The sequence below is a fragment of the Alsobacter sp. R-9 genome (genome assembly GCF_054612375.1).
The window spans coordinates 109301-129896 of record NZ_JBTSWJ010000009.1 but is presented as its reverse complement, the minus strand read 5'-3'; the positions used below and the strand labels follow the sequence as shown (position 1 = coordinate 129896).

20 protein-coding genes and 1 pseudogene are annotated in these 20596 nt (G+C 72.1%); 5 read left to right on the top strand and 16 right to left on the bottom strand.

Annotation, left to right across the window (positions count from 1 at the left end):
- Position 1: 1 nt before the first annotated feature.
- The 6 genes from ACX9GQ_RS15655 to ACX9GQ_RS15630 form a co-directional block, all read right to left on the bottom strand.
- Complete coding sequence (locus ACX9GQ_RS15655; protein WP_459630603.1) at positions 2–553, bottom strand: DsbE family thiol:disulfide interchange protein; 552 nt, start codon at positions 551–553, stop codon at positions 2–4.
- A gap of 68 nt (positions 554–621) precedes the next feature.
- Positions 622–804, bottom strand: coding sequence for a heme exporter protein CcmD (ccmD, locus tag ACX9GQ_RS15650; protein WP_459630492.1), 183 nt, complete (start codon positions 802–804; stop codon positions 622–624).
- Entirely contained in the window at positions 804–1562 is a 759-nt protein-coding gene (locus ACX9GQ_RS15645; RefSeq protein WP_459630491.1) for a heme ABC transporter permease, read from the bottom strand. The genes ccmD and ACX9GQ_RS15645 overlap by 1 nt, the downstream gene beginning before the upstream one ends.
- Positions 1563–1689: 127 nt before the next feature.
- Positions 1690–3282, bottom strand: coding sequence for a bifunctional phosphoribosylaminoimidazolecarboxamide formyltransferase/IMP cyclohydrolase (gene purH, locus ACX9GQ_RS15640; RefSeq protein WP_459630490.1), 1593 nt, complete (start codon positions 3280–3282; stop codon positions 1690–1692).
- Between the two features lie 99 nt (positions 3283–3381).
- A complete protein-coding gene (locus ACX9GQ_RS15635) occupies positions 3382–5136 on the bottom strand; it encodes a heparinase II/III family protein (RefSeq protein ID WP_459630489.1) in 1755 nt (584 codons plus the stop codon).
- A gap of 84 nt (positions 5137–5220) precedes the next feature.
- Entirely contained in the window at positions 5221–6621 is a 1401-nt protein-coding gene (locus ACX9GQ_RS15630; RefSeq protein ID WP_459630488.1) for an RsmB/NOP family class I SAM-dependent RNA methyltransferase, read from the bottom strand.
- A gap of 117 nt (positions 6622–6738) precedes the next feature.
- Between ACX9GQ_RS15630 and ACX9GQ_RS15625 the strand changes: the two genes are divergently transcribed.
- Entirely contained in the window at positions 6739–6981 is a 243-nt protein-coding gene (locus tag ACX9GQ_RS15625) for a DUF1674 domain-containing protein (protein WP_459630487.1), read from the top strand.
- A 142-nt stretch (positions 6982–7123) separates the two neighbouring features.
- A complete protein-coding gene (locus ACX9GQ_RS15620; protein WP_459630486.1) occupies positions 7124–8491 on the top strand; it encodes a class I SAM-dependent methyltransferase in 1368 nt (455 codons plus the stop codon).
- A 15-nt stretch (positions 8492–8506) separates the two neighbouring features.
- Here the strand turns inward: ACX9GQ_RS15620 and ACX9GQ_RS15615 are convergent, their stop codons facing one another.
- The 4 genes from ACX9GQ_RS15615 to leuD all read right to left on the bottom strand — a co-directional run bounded on the left by ACX9GQ_RS15615 (position 8507) and on the right by leuD (position 13727).
- Positions 8507–9007, bottom strand: coding sequence for a L,D-transpeptidase (locus tag ACX9GQ_RS15615; RefSeq protein ID WP_459630485.1), 501 nt, complete (start codon positions 9005–9007; stop codon positions 8507–8509).
- Between the two features lie 498 nt (positions 9008–9505).
- On the bottom strand, positions 9506–11452 hold the full coding sequence (gene acs, locus ACX9GQ_RS15610) for an acetate--CoA ligase (RefSeq protein ID WP_459630484.1): 1947 nt from the start codon (positions 11450–11452) through the stop codon (positions 9506–9508).
- Between the two features lie 225 nt (positions 11453–11677).
- The gene (locus tag ACX9GQ_RS15605) at positions 11678–12877 is read right to left on the bottom strand and encodes a lytic murein transglycosylase (RefSeq protein ID WP_459630483.1); all 1200 of its coding nucleotides are present in this window, start codon (positions 12875–12877) and stop codon (positions 11678–11680) included.
- Between the two features lie 244 nt (positions 12878–13121).
- Positions 13122–13727 carry a 3-isopropylmalate dehydratase small subunit gene (gene leuD / locus ACX9GQ_RS15600; RefSeq protein ID WP_459630482.1) on the bottom strand — a complete coding sequence of 202 codons (606 nt, stop codon included), beginning with the start codon at positions 13725–13727 and terminating at the stop codon, positions 13122–13124.
- A gap of 126 nt (positions 13728–13853) precedes the next feature.
- Between leuD and ACX9GQ_RS15595 the strand changes: the two genes are divergently transcribed.
- The gene (locus ACX9GQ_RS15595) at positions 13854–14456 is read left to right on the top strand and encodes a hypothetical protein (RefSeq protein WP_459630481.1); all 603 of its coding nucleotides are present in this window, start codon (positions 13854–13856) and stop codon (positions 14454–14456) included.
- 16 nt (positions 14457–14472) lie between these two features.
- Here ACX9GQ_RS15595 and ACX9GQ_RS15590 read toward each other — a convergent pair whose 3' ends face one another.
- The gene (locus ACX9GQ_RS15590; RefSeq protein WP_459630480.1) at positions 14473–14886 is read right to left on the bottom strand and encodes a metallopeptidase family protein; all 414 of its coding nucleotides are present in this window, start codon (positions 14884–14886) and stop codon (positions 14473–14475) included.
- A 15-nt stretch (positions 14887–14901) separates the two neighbouring features.
- Positions 14902–15150, bottom strand: coding sequence for a hypothetical protein (locus ACX9GQ_RS15585; RefSeq protein WP_459630479.1), 249 nt, complete (start codon positions 15148–15150; stop codon positions 14902–14904).
- A 121-nt stretch (positions 15151–15271) separates the two neighbouring features.
- Between ACX9GQ_RS15585 and ACX9GQ_RS15580 the strand changes: the two genes are divergently transcribed.
- Positions 15272–15646 (top strand): hypothetical protein, encoded by a 375-nt coding sequence (locus ACX9GQ_RS15580; protein ID WP_459630478.1) that lies wholly within the window; start codon positions 15272–15274, stop codon positions 15644–15646.
- A 55-nt stretch (positions 15647–15701) separates the two neighbouring features.
- On the opposite strand, the gene leuC is transcribed toward ACX9GQ_RS15580, so the two are convergent.
- Together leuC and rplS are read right to left on the bottom strand one after the other, a co-directional pair.
- Complete coding sequence (leuC, locus tag ACX9GQ_RS15575; RefSeq protein WP_459630477.1) at positions 15702–17105, bottom strand: 3-isopropylmalate dehydratase large subunit; 1404 nt, start codon at positions 17103–17105, stop codon at positions 15702–15704.
- A gap of 353 nt (positions 17106–17458) precedes the next feature.
- Positions 17459–17836: pseudogene (rplS, locus tag ACX9GQ_RS15570) on the bottom strand (50S ribosomal protein L19); the annotation flags it as partial.
- A 256-nt stretch (positions 17837–18092) separates the two neighbouring features.
- Between rplS and leuB the strand changes: the two are divergent.
- Positions 18093–19205: a 3-isopropylmalate dehydrogenase gene (gene leuB, locus ACX9GQ_RS15565; RefSeq protein WP_459630476.1), complete on the top strand. Its 1113-nt coding sequence runs from the start codon at positions 18093–18095 to the stop codon at positions 19203–19205.
- 54 nt (positions 19206–19259) lie between these two features.
- On the opposite strand, the gene ACX9GQ_RS15560 is transcribed toward leuB, so the two are convergent.
- A complete protein-coding gene (locus ACX9GQ_RS15560; RefSeq protein ID WP_459630475.1) occupies positions 19260–19571 on the bottom strand; it encodes a hypothetical protein in 312 nt (103 codons plus the stop codon).
- A 99-nt stretch (positions 19572–19670) separates the two neighbouring features.
- The gene (locus ACX9GQ_RS15555; protein ID WP_459630474.1) at positions 19671–20480 is read right to left on the bottom strand and encodes a hypothetical protein; all 810 of its coding nucleotides are present in this window, start codon (positions 20478–20480) and stop codon (positions 19671–19673) included.
- Positions 20481–20596: the final 116 nt, after the last annotated feature.

Sequence of the window (20596 nt, the reverse complement as noted above, 5' to 3'; positions counted from 1 at the left end):
GTCAGGGCGCCTTGCGCGCCGCCGCGGCCTGCAGCGCCGCCTTGAACGGCCCCTCGAGGGAGGCCGGCGACAGCGGGCCGACGTGCTTGTAGGCGATGGTGCCGTCCGGGGCGACGATGAAGCTCTCCGGCACGCCGTAGACACCCCAGTCGATGGCGGCACGCCCGTTCGTGTCGACGCCCACCGCCGCGAACGGGTTGCCCAGCGCGCCGAGGAAGCGGCGGGCGTTCTCCGGCTGGTCCTTGTAGTTGATGCCGACGACGCGGATGCCCGGCGTCTTGGCGAGCTCGATGAGCAGCGGGTGCTCGTCCCGGCAGGGCGCGCACCATGACGCCCAGACGTTGACGACCGTGACGCCGCCCTTCAGGTCGGCCGCCGAGAGCCCGGGCACGGGCTTTCCGTCGGCGCTCAGGCCCTCCAGCGGCGGCAGCGTGAACGTCGGCACCGGCCGGCCGATCAGCGTGGAAGGCAGCTTGGACGGGTCGCCGGCGCCGAGCCGGACCAGGAACAGCGCCGCCAGGGCGCCGAAGACGGCGAGCGGCAGCAGCAGCATCCAGCGCCGGCGGGCCGGGGCTGCGGCCTCCGGCGAAGCCCCTTGGCGGGCGCTGTCGGGAGAGGCCGTCACGCCGCGCCCTCCCTGCCGCGCTCGGAGCGGCGCCGCGCGCCACGCTCCTCCAGCGCCGCCAGCGCGGCCTTCTGCGCCCGGTAGTCGAGCACGGCGCGCAGGATCAGGCCGCCGATGACGAGCACCGCGGCGACGTAGGAGGCGACGATGAAGCCGCCATGGGGTCCGAGGCCGAGCATCAGCGCGCCGCCTCCGCCACGGCGGGCGCGGGCACGTCGCCCTGCGACGCGGCCAGCAGCCCCAGCGTGCGAACGCGCCGCCGCAGGATCTCGTTGCGCATCCCGGCAAGGTGCAGCGCCACGAACAGCAGCGTCGCCGCCACGGCCATGACCAGCAGCGGCCACAGCATCGAGGGGTCGATCGTCGGCCCGTCGAGGCGGATCACGCTCGCCGGCTGGTGCAGCGTGTTCCACCAGTCGACCGAGAACTTGACGATCGGGATGTTGACGAAGCCCACCAGCGTCAGGATCGCGACGGAACGGCCGGCGCGGGTCGGATCCTCGATGGCGTTCCACAGCGCCATGACGCCGCAATACATGAGGAAGAGCACCAGCACCGAGGTGAGGCGGGCGTCCCACACCCACCACGTGCCCCACATCGGCTTGCCCCAGAGCGAGCCGGTGAGGAGGCACAGGGCCGTGAAGGCCGCCCCGAGCGGGGCCGCCGCCTTGGCCGAGACATCCGCCAGGGGGTGGCGCCAGACGAGGGTCCCGATCGAGGACAGCGCCATCAGCGTGTAGCAGCCCATGGCCAGCCACGCCGACGGCACGTGGATGTACATGATCTTCACCGTCTCGCCCTGCTGGTAGTCCGGCGGGGCGACGAAGAAGACCTTCCACAGCCCCACCGCGGCCAGGAGCCCGGCGAGCACGGAGAGGATGGGAATCAGCCGGCCGGCGATGCCGAGGAAGACGGTGGGGTTCGCGTAGCGCCACATGGCGTCATTCTTTAGAGCAAATCGGGCAGGCTTGGGTACGGGTCCGCCTCACAAAATTGCGCGGCCTGCGGCTCGACGCCGCGGCGACCCGGGGGGCCGGCCGTTTCCCGCCGGCTCCCGGCCCGCCTCAGTGCCGGAAATGCCGGTGGCCGGTGAAGACCATGGCGAGCCCGGCCTCGTCGGCCGCCTTGATGACCTCGTCGTCGCGCATCGAGCCGCCCGGCTGGATCACCGCCGTGGCGCCGGCCTCGGCGGCGGCGAGGAGGCCGTCGGCGAAGGGGAAGAAGGCGTCGGAGGCGACCACCGAGCCCTTGGCGAGGCTCTCCGCGAGGCCGGCCGCCCTCGCCGCCTCGCCCGCCTTCCACGCCGCGATGCGGGAACTGTCGACCCGGCTCATCTGGCCCGCGCCGATGCCGACCGTCGCGCCGTCCTTCGCGTAGACGATGGCGTTCGACTTGACGTGCTTGGCCACCCGGAAGGCGAAGGCAAGGTCTGCGAGCTCCCGCTCGCTCGGCTGCCGCCGGGTGACGACGCGCAGGTCCATGTCGTCGACGACGGCGTTGTCGCGGGCCTGGGCGAGGAACCCGCCGGCCACCGTGCGAACCACGACGCCCTCTGCCCGCGGGTCGGGCAGGCCGCCGGTGACGAGCAGGCGCAGGTTCTTCTTGGCCGCCACGATCGCCACGGCCTCCTCGTCCGCCTCCGGCGCGATGATCACCTCGGTGAAGATCTCGACGATGGCCCGCGCCGCCTCGGCGTCGAGCCGCCGGTTGAGGGCGACGATCCCGCCGAAGGCCGACACCGGGTCGCAGCGCAGCGCCTTCGCGTAGGCCTCGGCCAGCGTCTCGCCGGTCGCCACGCCGCAGGGGTTGGCGTGCTTGATGATGGCGACGGCCGCCCCGGCGGCCGGGTCGAACTCGGCCACGCACTCGAAGGCGGCGTCGGTGTCGTTGATGTTGTTGTAGGAGAGCTGCTTGCCCTGCAGCTGCCGCGCCGTCGCGACGCCGGGCCGGCTCTCGGCCGTGCGGTAGAAGCCCGCCCACTGGTGCGGGTTCTCGCCGTAGCGCATCGGCTCGGCCAGCGTGCCGCCGACGGCCCGCCAGGTCGGCGTGGTGTCGCCGAGCTGGCCGAGGAACCAGTTCGAGATGGCCGCGTCGTAGGCGGCCGTGCGCGAATAGGCCTTGGCCGCGAGCCGGCGGCGGGTGACCAGCGACGTGGAGCCGCCCGTCTCGGCGATCTCGGCCAGCACCTTGGCGTAGTCGGCCGCGTCGACCAGGACAGCGACGTCGGCGTGGTTCTTGGCGGCGGCGCGGATCATGGCCGGCCCGCCGATGTCGATGTTCTCGATGCAGTCGTCGAAGCGCTTGCCGGCGGCCACCGTCGCCTCGAAGGGGTAGAGGTTCACCACCAGCAGGTCGATGGGGCCGATGCCGTGCGCCAGCATGGCCGCTTCGTGCTCGGGGTTCTCACGGATGGCGAGGAGGCCGCCGTGCACCTTGGGGTGCAGGGTCTTGACCCGCCCGTCCATCATCTCGGGAAACCCGGTGAGGTCGGACACGTCCAGCACCGGCAGCCCCGCGTCGGCGATCGTCTTGCGCGTGCCGCCGGTGGAGACGAGCTCGACCCCGGCCTGGTGGAGGGCGCGGGCGAAGTCGACGAGGCCCGTCTTGTCCGACACGGAGAGGAGCGCGCGGTTGACGCGCCGGAGGTCGCTGGCCATGGGATCACCCGCCTGTCGCCGAGGGCCGGGACGGCGGTCCCGGCGGTGACGCGCGCTTAGCACGATCGCGCGGGGCGGGAAACCGAGGCGAAGGGCGGATCAGTCCTGCGGCACGGGCGCGTCGGGATCCTCGTCCGGACGGCCCGCGTCCTCGCGCTCGAAGCTCCAGGACACGGCCTCCTGGGCACGGAAGCCGCCGGCGACGACGATCTGCTCGGTGGCCCGCGCCCCGTCGGGCGTGGCGAAGAAGATGCTCTCCTCCAGCACCGTCGGCAGGCCGCCCGCCCGGAAGATCCACGTCCGCCCGTCGGGCAGGTCGAGATAGACCGACACGCCGTCAGCCGCCCGCGACGCCCGGACGGACGGATGCAGGTGGAAGCGCACGGCATAGGTGTCGTCGACGCCCCTGCCCTGGTGGGTCACGATCAGCCGGTCCTCGCCGAGGAGCCGCCGGCCGTCGGCCTCCAGCACGAGGCGGCGCTGGTGCACGACCCCGAAGGCCGGCTCGTAGCCGTCATGGGTGGCGACGACGCCGGGGCCGGGACCCGCCGGCCCGCGCTGGACCTCGCGCTCCATGGTCACCCGGCCGGGGCCGGCGATGATCGGCGTGCCGAGGCCGCCTCGGTTCTGCAGGTCGACGAAGCGGCAGGAGGACGTGTCCGCGATGGTCACCGTCGAATGCGCCGCCGTGGCGCGCGCCAGCGCCCGCCACGGCTCCGCGCCCGGCGGCGGCGCGCCGCAGTTCACGACGATGCGCGACGTGCCGTCGGAGAACTCGAAGGACAGGCACCCCGCATGCGCCCGGTCCGAGTGGACGGGGGGTGGCGGCGGGCCCGCGTCGAGGACGACGACCGCCCGGCGAGCCTGCAGCCGCTGGTAGCCGGAATGCGGGGCGTTCTCGATCGGCTGCACGCGGGCGTCGGTATAGGCAAGCAGCGTCGCCAACCGGTCGGGCGGCGACACGCTCATGCCGTTGAACAGCGCGAGCGACCCGTCGCCGTGCCGGAACAGCCGCAGCGCCGGCATCATCCGGTCGATGGCATTGAGCATGCCGCGCGGCGGCTCGATGCCTTGGCTGGCATAGGCCTGCCGCAGCGGCAGGAGGTCCGTCAGCAGGTCGACGAGCGTCTGCGGGTTGCGCCCCACATGCCCGCCATCAGGGAGGATCTGGCGGTCGAGCTGTTCGCCGAGGAGGCGGGACGCGCGGCGGAACTGCGAGACGGAGGCCTGCGTGCACAAGGCGACGTAGGCGAGCGCGATGGCCGCGAAGAGCTTCGCCTCGGCATCCGGCATGTCGCCCGTCGTCCGGGCGAGCCACACGGTCTGCCGGCCGAGCGACTTCAGGAACCGCCGGTAGAAGGTCCGGTCGGCACCCTCGAGGATCAGGGGGGACTGGGTGAGCCACGAGATCAGCCGGCGCGACACCACCTCGGGCCGCCATGCCGGCCCGGTCGCGCTGCGGCCGGCCTCGCTGATCCAGTCGTCGACGAGGGCCCGGGCATTGGCGCGGGCCAGGGCCGAGTCGGCGGCGCGCAGGTGGCGAAGCCAGCCGAAGCCCATCAGGGCCTCGCTCCACGCCTCCGAGGGCGGCGGCACCCGGAACGGCGAGATGCCGCTGACGGGGACAACCTTGCCCGCGAAGGCGAAATAGCCGGCATAGATGTCGTTGGCGACGGTGGGGTCCGTCGTGCGCAGGTCCTGCGGGGCGATGACGAGCCGGTCGGGCGAGCCGCCGCGGGGGCCCGGCAGGAGGACGCGAACGGGCGCGGTCGCGAGCCGCAGGGCGCGACGCGCGGCATGGCGCGTCACGAGACCCGCGATGCGCCAGCGATCCCCGATCGCCCGACCCGTCAATCAGCCCTCACAGTCCACCGGCCCCTGCCCCGCGCGACCGCGCGACGGCAGGGCCGACACTGGCCCCTTATGGTTAACGGACGTTTACCGCACCCGGACGAGACGGCTGGCGAAGAAGCCGTCGAGGCCCGATTGCCGCGGATCGTCGTCCGGCAGGTGGAAGGGCAGGGTGCGAAGGTCGCCCTCCGCCGTCACCGCCTCGGCGAGGCCGGGCAGCTCGTCAGGCGAAATCGGGTCGCGCTTCACCCTGTCGTCGCGGGCCAGCAGCGCCGCCACCTGCGCCTCGCCCTCCTCCGGCTCCAGGGAGCAGGTGCAGTAGACGATCCGCCCGCCCGGCCGCACGAGGTCGACGGCGTGGGCCAGCAGCCTGGCCTGAAGCCCGGCGAGCCGGGCGACGTCCTCGTCGGACTTCGTCCACGCCACGTCCGGGTGGCGCCGCAGCGTGCCGGTCGCCGAGCACGGCGCGTCGAGCAGGACGGCGTCGGAATCCCCCGACGGCAGGTCCTGCGCGTCGGCGACGCGGGTCTCCACCGCGAGACCGAGGCGGTTGAGGTTGCCCACCAGCCGCCGCATGCGCGGCTCGGAGCGGTCGACGGCCGTCACCTGGGCACCGGCGGCGGCGAGCTGGGCCGTCTTGCCGCCCGGCGCGGCGCAGAGATCGAGGATCCGCTCGCCCGGCGACGGCCGCAGCAGGCGGGCCGGCAGCGCCGCCGCGGCGTCCTGCACCCACCACGCGCCCTCGGCGAAGCCCGGCAGGTCCTGCACCGGCGTGCGCGGGCGCAGCCGCAGCGATCCGCCCGGGAGCAGGCGGGCGTCGAGCCGCTCCGCCCATGCGGCGGCATCGGTCTTCACCGACAGGTCGACCGCCGCCTCGTGCATGTGCGCCGCAGCGATGCGGGCCGCGACGGCCTCGCCATAGGCGGCGATCCAGCGGCGCCGCAGCCAGGCGGGCGTGTCGAGCATCAGCGGGTCCTGCGCCGCGAGGATCGCGTCCCGCTCCCGCCCGATGCGCCGCAGGAGCCCGTTGGCCAGCTTGGTGTAGCGCTGGCCGTGGCGGTCCTGCTGCAGCAGCCGCACGGCGGTGTCGACGGCGGCGTGGTCCGGCACGTCCATGAACAGCAACTGCGCCGCGGCGGTCGCGAGGACCTGCGGCAGCGTCCCGCCCTGCTCGGGCAGCCCCGTCGCCAGCCGGTCGAGGAGGGCGCGCCGGATGGTGCCGAACCGGCGCACGGCCACCGTCGCGATGGCTCGCGCCAGCGCCCGGTCGCGGTCCTCCAGCGCCTGCCCCTGCGGCGAGGCGATGAGCCGGTCGAGCGTGTCGTCGAGCGCCAGCCCGTCCTCCGTGACCGCGGCGAAGGCCTCCGCCGCCAGCCGCCGGGCCGGCATCCCGGCCGTGTCGCGGGCGCCCGGCGGGCGGGGCCGCGCGTCGGGACGCCGGCGGTCCGGCTTGGACGGGGCTGGCTTGTTCGGGCCGGGCTTGGGCATGCGGGCGGGCTTTCCTCGTCGGCGGGGCGTGACGCGGGCCTTGAACCCGGACGCGTGGCGTCCTTTATGACGGGTCCGGGCCCGGCCTGCCAGCGGAGCCATGCGAGGAAAGACGCCATGAGCGACGACCAAGCCCCGGCGAACGCCGGACCAGCACTCCCGCCAGACGCCGGAGAAACACCGCCCAAGGTGCTGACCGAGGCCGCCCGCCGGGCGTTGGCGGAGGCACAGGCGCGGCGCGAGGCCATCGACGCGCAGGCCGCCGCCATCGCCGCCGCGCCGGAGAAGGACGGCCGTGGCGGCCTCGAACCGGTCCGCTACGGCGACTGGGAGGTGAAGGGCCTCGCCTCGGATTTCTGAGACCGGTGCGCATCCGTCTCGCGTGGACGGGCACAGGTTGCGCGTGGATGCCCGAATTCCACGTTCTCGCGGCGTGCTCTAGCCGTCCCCGCCCCCTCTCGGCTATTCAGGATCGTCGGGAGACGGCACCAGCGGGGGCGGTATGTCTCGGGAGACCACGACGGACGGGCGCGAGGCGGCGCGGGCCGCGGCACGGCTGGAGGCGCTGCGGGCGGTGCTCGAGGACGCCCGGCGGACGCTGGGGCTCGGCTTCGGCTTTCGCCTGTGGGACGGCTCCACGGTCCCCGCCGACTGGCCGTCGGACGCGCTGACGCTGGCCATCGCCGACGAGGGCGTCATCGCCGGCCTGCTGCGCCGCCCGAAGCTGGAGACCGTCCTCGAGGCCCACGTTTCCGGGCGGCTCGACCTCCTGAACGGCACGCTCTTCGATCTCGCGAAGGCCCGCCCCGACGGCAAGACCGGCCGCCTGCTGCGAAAGCTCGGCAAGTGGCGGCTGATCAAGGCGGCGGCGCTCTTCCTGCGTGCGCCGAAGTCCCAGGCCGGGTCGCTGGCCGCGATCACGGAGAAGGCGGACGCGCGCTCGGGCGACGCCGCGGTGAACAAGCGCAACATCGCCTACCACTACGACGTGTCGAACGCCTTCTACCGGCTCTTCCTCGATGCCGACATGGTCTATACCTGCGCCTACTTCCGGCCGGAGTGGCACGACGACCTCGACCGCGCCCAGCGCGACAAGCTCGACATGATCTGCCGGAAGCTGCGCCTCGCACCCGGCGACCGCTTCCTCGACATCGGCTCCGGCTGGGGCGCGCTCGTGTGCCACGCGGCCGAGCACTACGGCGTGACGGCGACCGGCGTGACGCTGTCCGAGGAGCAGGCGGCGCTGGCCCGCGAGAAGGCCGCGGCACGCGGGCTCTCCGACCGTGTCACGATCCTGCTCAAGGACTACCGGCAGCTGGAGGGCGAGTTCGACAAGATCGCCTCGATCGGCATGTTCGAGCATGTCGGCATCGACAACCATGCCGCGTACTTCGCCGCGATCCACCGGCTGCTGCGCCCGCGCGGGCTCTACCTGCACCACGCCATCGCCCGGCCCGCGAAGGGCACCGACAAGGCCTTCCGCAAGCAGCGGCCCGAGTACCGGGCCCTCACCCGCTGGATCTTCCCGGGCGGGGAGCTCGACCACCTCGGCATGTCGGTGTCGAACCTGGAGCGCGCGAAGTTCGAGGTGCACGACGTCGAGGGCTGGCGCGAGCACTACCAGCGCACGACACGCCTCTGGCACGACCGGCTGCTCGCCAACCGCGCCGCCGCGGAGGCCGAGGTCGGCGCGGAGAAGACGCGCATCTGGCTGCTCTACCTCGCCGGCTGCTCGCTCGCCTTCGAGCGCAGCGCCGTCGGCATCTTCCAGACGCTCGCCTCCAGGCGCACGCGCGGCCCCGCCGGCCTGCCGCCGACGCGGGCGGGACTGTACGAGGGATGGAGCGATCCGGCTGCGGGCGGATCGTGATCCGGAGCGGCGCCCCTAGGGCAGCACGACCACCTGCGTGCCGACCCTCACGCGCTCGTAGAGGTCGATGATGTCCTCGTTGAGCATGCGGATGCAGCCGAACGAGGCGGCGGTGCCGATGGAGCCCCGCATGGAGGGGCTGGTCCCGTGGATGGCGTACTCGCCCCGGTCGAGCGTCAGCGCCCGCGCCCCCATGGGGTTGTTGGGCCCCGGCGGGATCACGTCGGGCAGCGACGGCTTGGCCCGCTTCACCTCGGCGGGGGGCGACCAGGCCGGCTCGACATACTTGCCGTCGACGCGCGCGGTGCCCTGCCACTGCTTGCCGCGCATGCCGACCGCGACGGGGTAGCGCAGCGCGCTGCCGTCGCCGAGCACGAGGTAGAGCTTTCGCTCGGCGGTCTTCACCACGATCACGCCGGGCGCGACGTCGTGCGGGAAGGGCACGCGGTCGACCGCGGCGGACGCCGGCGCGGCGAGGCACGCCGCCAGCAGGGACGCAAGAACGAGACGCAGCACCGCAACCTCCGCGTGGGCCCCTTCGGAAGCAACGCCGGAGGGTAGGGCGCGGTCTCGGTCGAATGCGACGGGATTCGGAAAGGACAGTTAACGGCGGGGGGCGGATGGGCAGTCGCGGCCCCGCTCCCTCCCCGTCATCCCCGGCGGTCCGCGCAGCGGACCGGGAAGGGGATCCATCCATCCGGGCCGTCTGGGTCCCCTTCCCCTGCGCGGCTGCGCCGCTCCGGCCGGGGATGACCGGTGGAGGGGTCGCACCTCCCTTCGCCCCCAACCGGGGAGAAGGTCCCGGAACGCACGCGCCGGGCTTGCCCGGCTCGTGCCTCGAAGAGTGCGGGAGCGGGCAACAGCCCGTGCCCGCAGCGGAGGGGGATGAGGGGGTGGCTGGGCAGCGAGCCCTTGCCGGAGCCCGCCCCTCATCCGGCCCTGCGGGCCACCTTCTCCCCGCAGGCTGGGAGAAGGGAGAGCGGGCTGCGGCGCTGGCCTCCTGCTCGGCGCGCCTCAGCCGGCGCGGCGGTTCTGCCGGTTGTCGATGAGGTCGGTGACCACGCCGGGGTCGGCGAGGGTCGACGTGTCGCCCAGGTTGCCGAACTCGTCCTCGGCGATCTTGCGCAGGATGCGGCGCATGATCTTGCCGGAGCGGGTCTTGGGCAGGCCCGGAGCGAACTGGATGAGGTCGGGCGAGGCGATCGGGCCGATCTCCTTGCGCACCCAGGCGACCAGCTCCTTGCGCAGCGCCTCGGTGGGCTCCTCGCCCGCCATCAGCGTCACGTAGGCGTAGATGCCCTGGCCCTTGATGTCGTGCGGGTAGCCCACGACGGCGGCTTCCGACACCTTCGGGTGCGCCACGAGGGCGCTCTCGACCTCGGCCGTGCCCATGCGGTGGCCGGAGACGTTGATGACGTCGTCGACGCGGCCCGTGATCCAGTAGTACCCGTCGGCGTCGCGGCGGCAGCCGTCGCCGGTGAAGTACTTGTTGGCGTAGGTCGCGAAGTACGTGTCCATGAAGCGCTGGTGGTCGCCGTAGACCGTGCGCATCTGGCCCGGCCAGCTGTCGGCGATCACGAGGTTGCCCTCGCAGGCGCCTTCCAGGATCTTGCCCTCGGCGTCGACCACCTCCGGCTTCACGCCGAAGAACGGGCGGGTCGCCGAGCCCGGCTTCAGCGCGGTGGCGCCGGGCAGCGGGGTGATCAGCACGCCGCCGGTCTCCGTCTGCCACCAGGTGTCGACGATCGGGCAGCGGTTCTCGCCGACGACGCGGTAGTACCACTCCCACGCCTCGGGGTTGATCGGCTCGCCGACCGAGCCCAGCAGGCGCAGCGAGGCGCGCGAGGTCTTCTTCACCGGCTCCTCGCCGGCGCCCATCAGCGAACGGATCGCGGTGGGCGCGGTGTAGAAGATGTTGACCTTGTGCTTGTCCACGACGTCCCAGAAGCGGGAGATCGACGGATAGGTCGGGATGCCCTCGAACATCAGCGTCGTCGCGCCGTTGGCGAGCGGGCCGTAGACGATGTAGCTGTGGCCCGTCACCCAGCCCACGTCCGCGGTGCACCAGTAGATGTCACCCTCGTGGTAGTCGAACACGTACTGGTGGGTCATCGAGGCGTAGACGAGGTAGCCGCCCGTGGTGTGGACGACGCCCTTCGGCTTGCCGGTCGAGCCCGAGGTGTAGAGCAGGAACAGCGGGTCCTCGGCGTTCATCGGCTCGGCCGGACAGTCGGCCGAGACGCCCTTGGCGGCCTCGTCGTAGTAGACGTCGCGGCCGGCCTTCATGGTCACCGCGCCGCCGGTGCGCTTCACGACCAGCACGGTCTTGACGAGGTCGAGCTTGTCCGCGGCGGCGTCGACATTGGCCTTCAGCGGCACCTTGCGGCCGCCGCGCAGGCCCTCGTCCGCCGTGATGACCACGGCCGAGGAGGCGTCCTCGATGCGCGAAGCGAGGCTGTCGGGCGAGAAGCCGCCGAAGACGATGGAGTGGATGGCGCCGATCCGCGCGCAGGCCAGCATGGCGTAGGCGGCCTCGGGGATCATCGGCAGGTAGATCGTGACGCGGTCGCCCTTCTTCACGCCGTGCGCCTTGAGCACGTTGGCGAAGGTGCCGACCTCGCGGGCGAGCTCCCTGTAGGTGATCGACTTGGAGTCGTTGGGGTCGTCGCCTTCCCAGATGATCGCCACCTGGTCGCCGCGCTTCGCCAGATGCCGGTCGACGCAGTTCAGCGCGACGTTGGTGACGCCGTCCTCGAACCACTTGATCGAGACCGCGCCCGGCGCGTAGCTCGTGTTCTTCACCTTCGTGTACGGCTTGATCCAGTCGATCCGCTTGCCGTGCTCGCCCCAGAAGGCCTCGGGGTCCCGCACGGACGCGGCGTACATGTCCTTGTACTTCGCGTCGTCGACATAGGCGCGCTTCGCCCACTCGGCGGAGACCGGGTACAACTTGTCGGACATGACTCACCTCCCAAATGACGCGACCGCCCTCGTGGACGGTCGTTGAATGCGGGCGCACGGCGTACGGCCATCGCAAGGCCGGGCCCCTTGCGGCCGCTCGCAGCCGGCCCGCGTCTCGTTCACCATTATGCGAATCGCCCTTGAATGCGGCAAGGCGACGCGTGCTCGCACTTTGGTCGCTGAAACTTTGGGCGCATGGCCCGAAGGCCGCCGTTTGCCCGGCGCTCAGCGGCCCGCGCGCAGCCCGTCCAGCACGCTGCCGGAGGCCCGGCCGGTGCGCTCCATGCCGTTCTTCGCCTGCCAGTCGGCGATGGCGGCGCGCGTTTTGGTACCGATGGCACCGTCGGGGGTGCCCACATCGTACCCGCGCCGGTTGAGCAGCGCCTGCACCTCGCGCCGTTCGGCCCGCGACAGGCCGCGGTCGTCGGTCGGCCACCGCGTGGCGAAGGGACCGCCGCCGCGCAGCCGGTCCGAGAGGTGGGCGATCGCGAGCGCGTAGCTTTCGGCCGCGTTGTAGGCGTAGAGCGCGTCGAAGTTCCGCGTCACGAGGAAGGCCGGGCCGTTGCGGCCCGCCGGCAGGATCAGCCCGGCCGAGCCCTCGGCCGGCAGCGCGCCGCCGCCGACCCGCCGCACGCCCAGCGACGACCACGCCGAGAAGGGCCGCTTCTTCGTGCGCCCGGCCATGCCGGCGTCGACACCGGCCGGCAGCGTCACCTCGAAGCCCCAGGGCTGGCCCTGCGTCCAGCCCGCCTTGTCGAGGTAGTTCGCGGTCGAACCCAGCGCGTCAGGGATGGAATCGACGACGTCGCGGCGCCCGTCCCCGTCGAGGTCGACGGCGAGCCGCAGGAAGGTCGAGGGCATGAACTGGGTGTGGCCGAAGGCGCCCGCCCAGCTCCCCGTGAGATGCGAGGGGTCGACGTCGCCCCGGTCGAGGATCTTCAGCGTCGCCGCGAACTCGGTGCGGAAATAGGCCTGCCGGCGGCCGTAGCAGGACAGCGTCGCCAGCGACTGAACCAGGGGCCGCTTGCCGATGGCCTTGCCGAAGTCGGATTCCACGCCCCACACGGCGACGATGGTGAAGCGGTCGACGCCGTAGCGCGATTCCGCCGCCGCCAGCGCCTGCGACCACTGCCGCAGCATCGCCCGCCCGTCGGCGACGCGCTCCTCGTCCACCAGCGCGGCGAGGTAGTCCCAGATCGGCGTCTTGAACTCGGGCTGGTTGTCGAGGAACTCCAGCACCTTCATGTCCGGCTCGAGCCCCCGCGTCGCTTCGTCGAAGGTGGCGGCGGACAGGCCCGGCCCCACCATCGTGGAACGCAGGCCGGCGAGGCAGGACCGGAAGTCCGCCTGTGCGAGCGCGGGAGGAGCGGCCGCGAAGGTCGCGGCGGTCAGGGCGAGGGCGGGGGCAAGGGCGATTCGGCGCATGGCCGGATGGTACCGGACCACGGCGCCGCGGTGAATCCGCCGCGACGGCGCGACAGGCGCCGCCGGCCGCCCCATGCTGTCATCCCCGGCGCGCCGAAGGCGCGGGAAGGGGATCCAGCCATCCTTCGGCCAGTTGCGAAAAGGCATGCCCGACCCGCAGAGCCGCTGGATCCCCTTCCCGACCGGCTGTGCCGGTCGCCGGGGATGACGAGGGTCGTGTCGGAACGCGCCGGGACCCCCAGGCTCACAGCCAGGGGCGGGACTCGGCCGTCTTCTTCTCGAAGCCGTCGATGGAGGACGCCTTCTCCATCGTCAGGCCGATGTCGTCGAGGCCGTTCATCAGGCAGTGCTTGCGGAAGGCATCGATGTCGAACTTCACGACGCCGCCGTCCGGACCGCGGATCTCCTGCGCCTCGAGGTCGACCGTCAGCGTCGCGTTGGCGCCGCGCCGCGCGTCGTCCATCAGCTTGTCGAGGTCTTCCTGCGAGACGGTGACCGGCAGGATGCCGTTCTTGAAGCAGTTGTTGTAGAAGATGTCGGCGAAGCTCGTGGAGATCACGCAGCGGATGCCGAAGTCGAGCAGCGCCCACGGCGCATGCTCGCGCGACGAGCCGCAGCCGAAGTTGTCGCCCGCCACGATGATCTGCGCCTTCCGGTAGGCCGGCTTGTTGAGCACGAAGTCGGGGTTCTCCGACCCGTCCTCCCGGTAGCGCATCTCCGAGAACAGGCCCGTGCCCAGCCCGGTGCGCTTGATCGTCTTCAGGTACTGCTTCGGGATGATCATGTCCGTGTCGACGTTCATGATCTCCAGCGGAGCGGCGACGCCGGTGAGCGTGGTGAAGGGCTGCATGGTCGGTCCCGGAACTGACGCTGTGCGGCGGCTGCCGCCTCGCGGGTTCCTTAGCAGAAGCGCGCTCGCCAGAACAAGCCGGGCGGGCGTAACGCGATCTTTGCGCGATCCTGCGACCCTGGCGGCATGTCGGCCGACCTCGATCGCCTTCCCCCGTCCCTGCGGCGCCGCGTCGCGGCGGAGCTCCAGCCCGGCGAGACCGTTCGGTGGGCGGGGTCGCCGGGCATCGTGCGGGCCGTCCTTCCCACCCTCTTCCTGTTCGGGTTCGGCTTGGCGTGGTCCAGCCTCACCTTCACGTGGGAGGCCATCGCGGTGGCCTCGCTCTTCGCGTCGGCCGGGGACCGGCAGGCCGTGCCGCCGGGCCTCTCGGTCGTCCTCGCCATCTTCGGCCTGCCGTTCGTCGCGATCGGGGTCGCCCTCCTTGCCAGCCCGGCCTACGCCGGCCTGAGGGCCATGCTGACGGCCCATGCCGTCACCGACCGGCGGCTCCTGACGGTCGTCGGGGGTCCGTGGCCGTCGACCGAGAGCCGAGCCCCGGCGTCCCTCACCTATCTCCACCGTAGCGAAGGGGCATCCGGCCGCGGCACGCTGCGGCTCGGGTTCGGCACGGAGACGGACAGCGACGGCAGCACCACGCGCATCGAGGCCCGCTGGCCCGGCGTCCCCGCAGTCCGGGATGCCGAGGCGGCGGTACGCGATCTCGCGCGCAGCGTCGGACGTCAAATCTGAGAGAGCGGATTCCGCGTCACCCGGCCTGCCGCTCGATCTCCTCCATGTCCTCGTCAGACAGGCCGAAATGGTGGCCGATCTCGTGGACGAGGACGTGGGTGACGAGGTGGCCCAGCGTCTCCTCGTGCTCGGCCCAGTAGTCGAGGAGCGGGCGGCGGTAGAGCCAGACCATGTTGGGGAACTGCCCCGTGTGCATCAGCTCGCCGCCCTGGGCGAGGCCGACGCCGCGGAACAGGCCGAGCAGGTCGAAGGGCGTCTCGCACTGCATCTCCTCGAGGGTCTCCTCGTCGGGAAAGTCCTCGACCTTGATGACGACGCCCTCGCACAGCGCGCGGAATTCGTCCGGCAACCGCGCATAGGCGGCGTCGGCGAGGGCCTCGATGTCGGCGAGGCTGGGCGAGGCCAGCCGGCTCCAGTCGGGAGAACTCAAGGGGCGGCTCCGGCCTCAGCGGTAGAAATACTGGACGATCGTCCAGATCAGGTAGAGCGCGAACACGAGGCCGAGCGAGCGGCCGATGCGGCGGCCCCACAGCTCGATGCGGTCGCCCTCGGGCGCGTCGTTCGCGCCGAAATGCCGCGCCGCGCGGGCGAGCGCCGAGTGGCCCACCGTCTCGGTTTCGGCGGAAAGCCGCTCCAGGGTGCGCCGCGCCTCCTCGGCACGCTCCTCCTCGCGGCGTCGGTGCTCGCCGGTCACGGCCCGGAAACCCTGTCGACGCGATGAACGTTCGCTGAACGGGTGGTTACGGACATGTTCAGCGCCTCTGGCGTTGACTGGAGGGGTCGCAGGGGGTCATCGCGTACAAGGACAGCATATCATGCCTGCACATCATGCCATCTGGTCCACTTTCGGCGCCTTGAAGGTCGCCGCCATCAGGGGCGCGGTCCTGGGGGCCCTCGCCCTCGCCGCCGTCACGGCGTCGGAGGCCTCCGCCGCCCCGGCCATGCCCGGCGCCGCCGCGCCGCTCGCCGCGGCCCCGGCCGTGGACCACCAGGACGGAAACCTCCTCGAGCAGGTCCAGTGGGGCCCGCCCTACGGGCGCGCCTACGGCCACCGCCGCCACTGGCGGGAGCCGGGCTGGCGGCATCGCCCGGGCTGGGGACGGCCCTACTACCGCTGCCGCACGGTCTGGGAGCGCCGCTACGACCCGTGGCGCGGCTGGCGCAGCTACCCGGTCCGCCGCTGCTGGTGAGCGGTCAGGGCCGGCCCTGACCGGTCGGCCAGCCTGACGGGAGGCGGGAGGCGGCTCAGCGCCACTCCCGCACGTCGACGAAGCGGCCCGCCACGGCGGCCGCTGCCGCCATCACCGGCGACACGAGGTGCGTGCGGCCCTTGAAGCCCTGGCGCCCCTCGAAGTTGCGGTTCGAGGTGGAGGCGCAGCGCTCGCCCGGCGCCAGCTTGTCGGCGTTCATCGCGAGGCACATCGAGCAGCCCGGCTCGCGCCAGTCGAAGCCCGCCGCCTTGAAGATGCGGTCGAGGCCCTCGGCCTCGGCCTGCGCCTTCACGAGGCCGGACCCCGGCACGATCATGGCGTTGACGTTGGCGTTGACCGTCCTGCCCTCGACCATGCGGGCCACGGCGCGCAGGTCCTCGATGCGGCCGTTGGTGCACGAGCCGATAAAGACGCGGTCGACCGCGATGTCGGTGATCCGCTCGCCGCCCTTGAGGCCCATGTATTCGAGGGCGCGGGCGATGGCCGCCTTCTTCTGCTCGTTCGGCGCGTCCTCGGGCCGCGGCACGAAGCCGGTGACCGAGGTGACGTCCTCGGGGCTGGTGCCCCAGGTGACGATCGGCGGCAGGTTGGCCGCGTCCAGCCGGACCTCGCGGTCGAAGTGGGCGCCCTCGTCGGAATAGAGGGTCTCCCAGTACTTCATCGCCATGTCCCAGGCCGCCCCCTTGGGCGCCTTCGGCCGGTCCTTGAGGTAGGCGTAGGTCTTGGCGTCCGGCGCGACGAGGCCGGCGCGGGCGCCGCCCTCGATCGACATGTTGCAGACCGTCATGCGGCCTTCCATGGAGAGCGAGCGGATCGCCTCGCCCGCGTACTCCATGACGTGGCCGGTGCCGCCGGCGGTGCCGATCTCGCCGATGATGGCGAGGATGATGTCCTTGGCGGTCACGCCCTCGGGCAGCTGCCCGTCGACCGTGATCCGCATGTTCTTCGCCTTCTTCTGGATCAGCGTCTGCGTGGCGAGCACGTGCTCCACCTCGCTGGTGCCGATGCCGTGGGCGAGCGCGCCGAAGGCGCCGTGCGTCGAGGTGTGGCTGTCGCCGCACACGATCGTCGTGCCCGGCAGCGTGAAGCCCTGCTCCGGCCCGATGATGTGGACGATGCCCTGCCGGCGGTCGAGCTCGTTGTAGTACTCGATGCCGAAGTCGCGGGCGTTCTCTGCCAGGGTCTCGACCTGCGTGCGGGACTCGGGATCCTCGATGCCGTGCGAGCGGTCGGACGTCGGCACGTTGTGGTCGACGACCGCCAGCGTCTTCTCCGGCGCGCGCACCTTGCGGCCGGCGACGCGCAGGCCCTCGAAGGCCTGCGGGCTCGTCACCTCGTGCACGAGGTGGCGGTCGATGTAGAGCAGGCAGGTCCCGTCCGGCTGCCGGTCCACGACGTGGTCGTCGAAGATCTTGTCGTACAAAGTGCGCGGGGCCATGGGCGGTACTCGCTGGTCGGAAAGACGCTGAGGCGACTTCCTTTACCCAAGCCACGCCACGGAGGGAAGACGACAATTGCCGCGCCGCGCGGCCGTTCCCAGGCCCGGACGAAACGGGAAAACGCGGGCCGAAACGAAAAAGGCCGGGAACGGGCCCGGCCTGGTCGGTCGATGGAAGTTTGTCCAGTGGCCCCCGCGACTGGACGATCGGTGGCGGGTCCTAGGACCGTGGGGAGCAGGACGGCCCGCCATCGACAAATTGAATGTAACCCAAGACGCAACAGTTCGCTTGCGAAAAGAGGTCACACTTGCGTGTACGGGCCGACCGGCCCGCCGGACGCTTACTTGTTGACGTTGACCGTCTTGCCGGACGCGTCCTTGCGCTCGGCGATGCGGGCCGACTTGCCGCGGCGGTCGCGCAGGTAATAGAGCTTCGCGCGCCGCACCTTGCCGGTGCGCACGACCTTGATGCTCTCGATCATCGGCGAATAGACCGGGAACACGCGCTCCACGCCCTCGCCGTAGCTGATCTTGCGGACGGTGAAGCTCTCCTGGAGGCCGCCGCCGGACCGGGCGATGCAGACGCCCTCGTAGGCCTGCACGCGGGTGCGCTCGCCTTCGACCACCTTCACGTTGACCTGGACGGTGTCGCCGGGACGGAAGTCCGGGATGGCGCGGGCAGACGCGAGCTTCTCGGCCTGCTCCTTCTCGAGCTGCTGGATGATATCCATCGTTGTCTCCTGCCGGTGGGCCTCGCGAACCGGCCCCGTGGTTGATCCGTGGGGTGTCCGCAGGCAGCGTTCGGCGCCGCTGTTTTCAGTTGAGGTGCGAGCCCATACACGAACGCGGCCGCGATGTCGATTCCCGCCCGGCGGAAAAAGCCCGCGCCCTTGCCGGGGCGCGCCGTCGGCGGCATGCGCCCGCTTGCCTCCCGCGCCGCCGCCGCCTAAACCGTCGCCCGGAAAACCGCGATCCCGGGGGAAACCGATGGCGTCCTACAACCTTCTTCTTCTGCCGGGCGACGGCATCGGCCCCGAGGTGATGGCCGAGGTGACGAAGCTCGTGCGCTGGCTCTCGCAGCAGGGCGTCGCCCGCTTCGAGACGGAGACGGACCTCGTCGGCGGCGCCTCCTACGACGCCACCAGGCAGTCGATCACCGACGCGGCCATGGCCCGCGCCATGGCGGCCGACGCGGTGCTGTTCGGCGCCGTGGGCGGCCCGAAGTGGGACAACGTGCCCTACGACGCGCGCCCCGAGGCGGGCCTGCTGCGCCTGCGCAAGGACCTCGGACTGTTCGCCAACCTTCGCCCGGCGATCTGCTACCCGGCGCTGGCGGACGCCTCGTCGCTGAAGCGCGACATCATCGAGGGGCTGGACATCGTCATCGTCCGCGAGCTCACCGGCGGCGTCTACTTCGGCGAGCCCAAGGAGATCGTGACGCTGGAGAACGGCGAGAAGCGCGCCGTCGACACGCAGGTCTACACGACCCACGAGATCGAGCGCATCGCCCGCGTCGCCTTCGAGCTCGCGCGCAAGCGCCGCAACAAGGTGACGTCGTCCGAGAAGCGCAACGTCATGAAGTCCGGCGTGCTGTGGAACCAGACGGTCTCCGCCCTGCACAAGGCCGAGTACCAGGACGTGAACCTCGAGCACCAGCTCGCCGACGCGCTGGGCATGCAGCTCGTGCGCTGGCCCAAGCAGTTCGACGTGATCGTCACCGACAACCTGTTCGGCGACATGCTCTCGGACGTGGCGGCCATGCTGACCGGCTCGCTCGGCATGCTGCCGTCGGCCTCGCTCGGCGCCGAGGACCCCAAGACCGGCCAGCGCAAGGCGCTGTACGAGCCCGTCCACGGCTCGGCCCCGGACATCGCCGGCAAGGGGCTCGCCAACCCGATCGCCATGATCGGGTCCTTCGCGATGACCCTGCGCTACTCGTTCGGGTTGCTGGAGGCCGCCGACCTCGTCGAGAAGGCCGTCGCCAACGTGCTCGACCAGGGCCTGCGGACGAAGGACATCGCCGCCGCCGGCCAGAACGCCGTCGGTACCGGCGAGATGGGCGACGCCATCCTGCGGGAAGTGCAGGCGCTGGCCGGCTGACGCCGGCCGGGCAGACGTGAAGGCATCGGCCGGCTGACGCCGGCCGCCCCCCGCTCAGCGGTTGCTGGAGCCCGGAATCTCCGAGAAGCGCACGTCGCAGCAGTTCGGCAGGTCCCAGCGCCGTGGCAGCGTCTCGCCGCCGAAGCCGCTGCGGTTGGCGTCGAACGGCGGCTGCACCGCGTTCGCGCCGACGCGCACGTAGTTGAGGGCGCCCGAGGTGCCCGGCTTCACGACGTTGCCCGCGTCGAAGTAGGAGCGCGGCCGCACCGTGATCTCGTTCGGACGCCGCTTGGCGGCCTCGGCCGGGACGGCGACGGCCGCGGCGAAGGTGGCGAGGGCGGCGATGGCGAAGGCGGAGGGGCGCATGGATATCCTCTGCTGCGTTGGGGCCGGCCCACCCCCGGAGAGGCGGTCCGACAGGGATTGACCGGCATCCGGCCGGTTCAGGTCAAGCATTTTCGACGCTCACGCCGCCCGCCGGCTTGCGGCGGCAGGCCGCGCCGGCGCGCAGGAGGGCCGTCCGGCCTCGCCGAAGGCGCGGCGCAGGTCCTTCTCGGACACGGACGCCGCGAGCTCCAGCCGGTCGATCGCGCACGACAGGGCCGCCCGTTCCGCAGGGCGGTCGCCGCTGCCGCACAGCCAGCCGGACAGGCGCAGGTCCACGTCGTCCCGGTGCAGGCGCCAGGCGAGGCAGGTCAGCGATCCGTCGCCAGACGCGACGACGACCTCGGCGACCTCGGCCTGGCCGAGGCGGGTGGCGAGCGGGGCGCCGACGCGCGAGCGGGTGACGGCAAGGCCGGCGTCTGCCGCCCGCCGCACGGTCTCCACGAAGAGCGTGGGGGCGGGGCGGACCTCGCTGCCGAAGCGATAGGCCACGATGCGCAGCGCGCCCGGCGGGCCGCCGGCCCGTCCTGCGGTGAAGATGTCCTCGCGCCCGCCGCCGACATGCCGGCGGGCCTCGAGCTGCGGCTTGTCGAAGGCGAGGCCGCCGAGGTCGAGCGTGAAGGCGGGCTGCGGCCGCACGACCGCGGACCACGCGGGCGGCGCCGGCGGGATGGCGGCCGTCTGGTCCATGGTGTCCGGCGTCGTGTCGGGCGCCCAGCCGAGGCCGGCGGCGAGGCACAGGAGCCCGGTGGCGAGCGACAGGGTGGTCCACCACGCCGGCGTCAGCGGCGTCGCCACCCGACGGGCGAGCCGGCGCAGGCGCGCCGCGGCCCCGCGCCAGCCGGAACCGGCGGCGGCGACACGCGATGCGGCGGTGGGCAGGTCGACCATCCTCGTTCCGGTGTCCGGCGGCCCCCGCAGGGGCGGAATGGGTCGACATTGAGCGAACGCGGAAACCCATCGGTTACCGCGACCGGGTCATCTCCGGTTAGGGTCAATGACGCGTG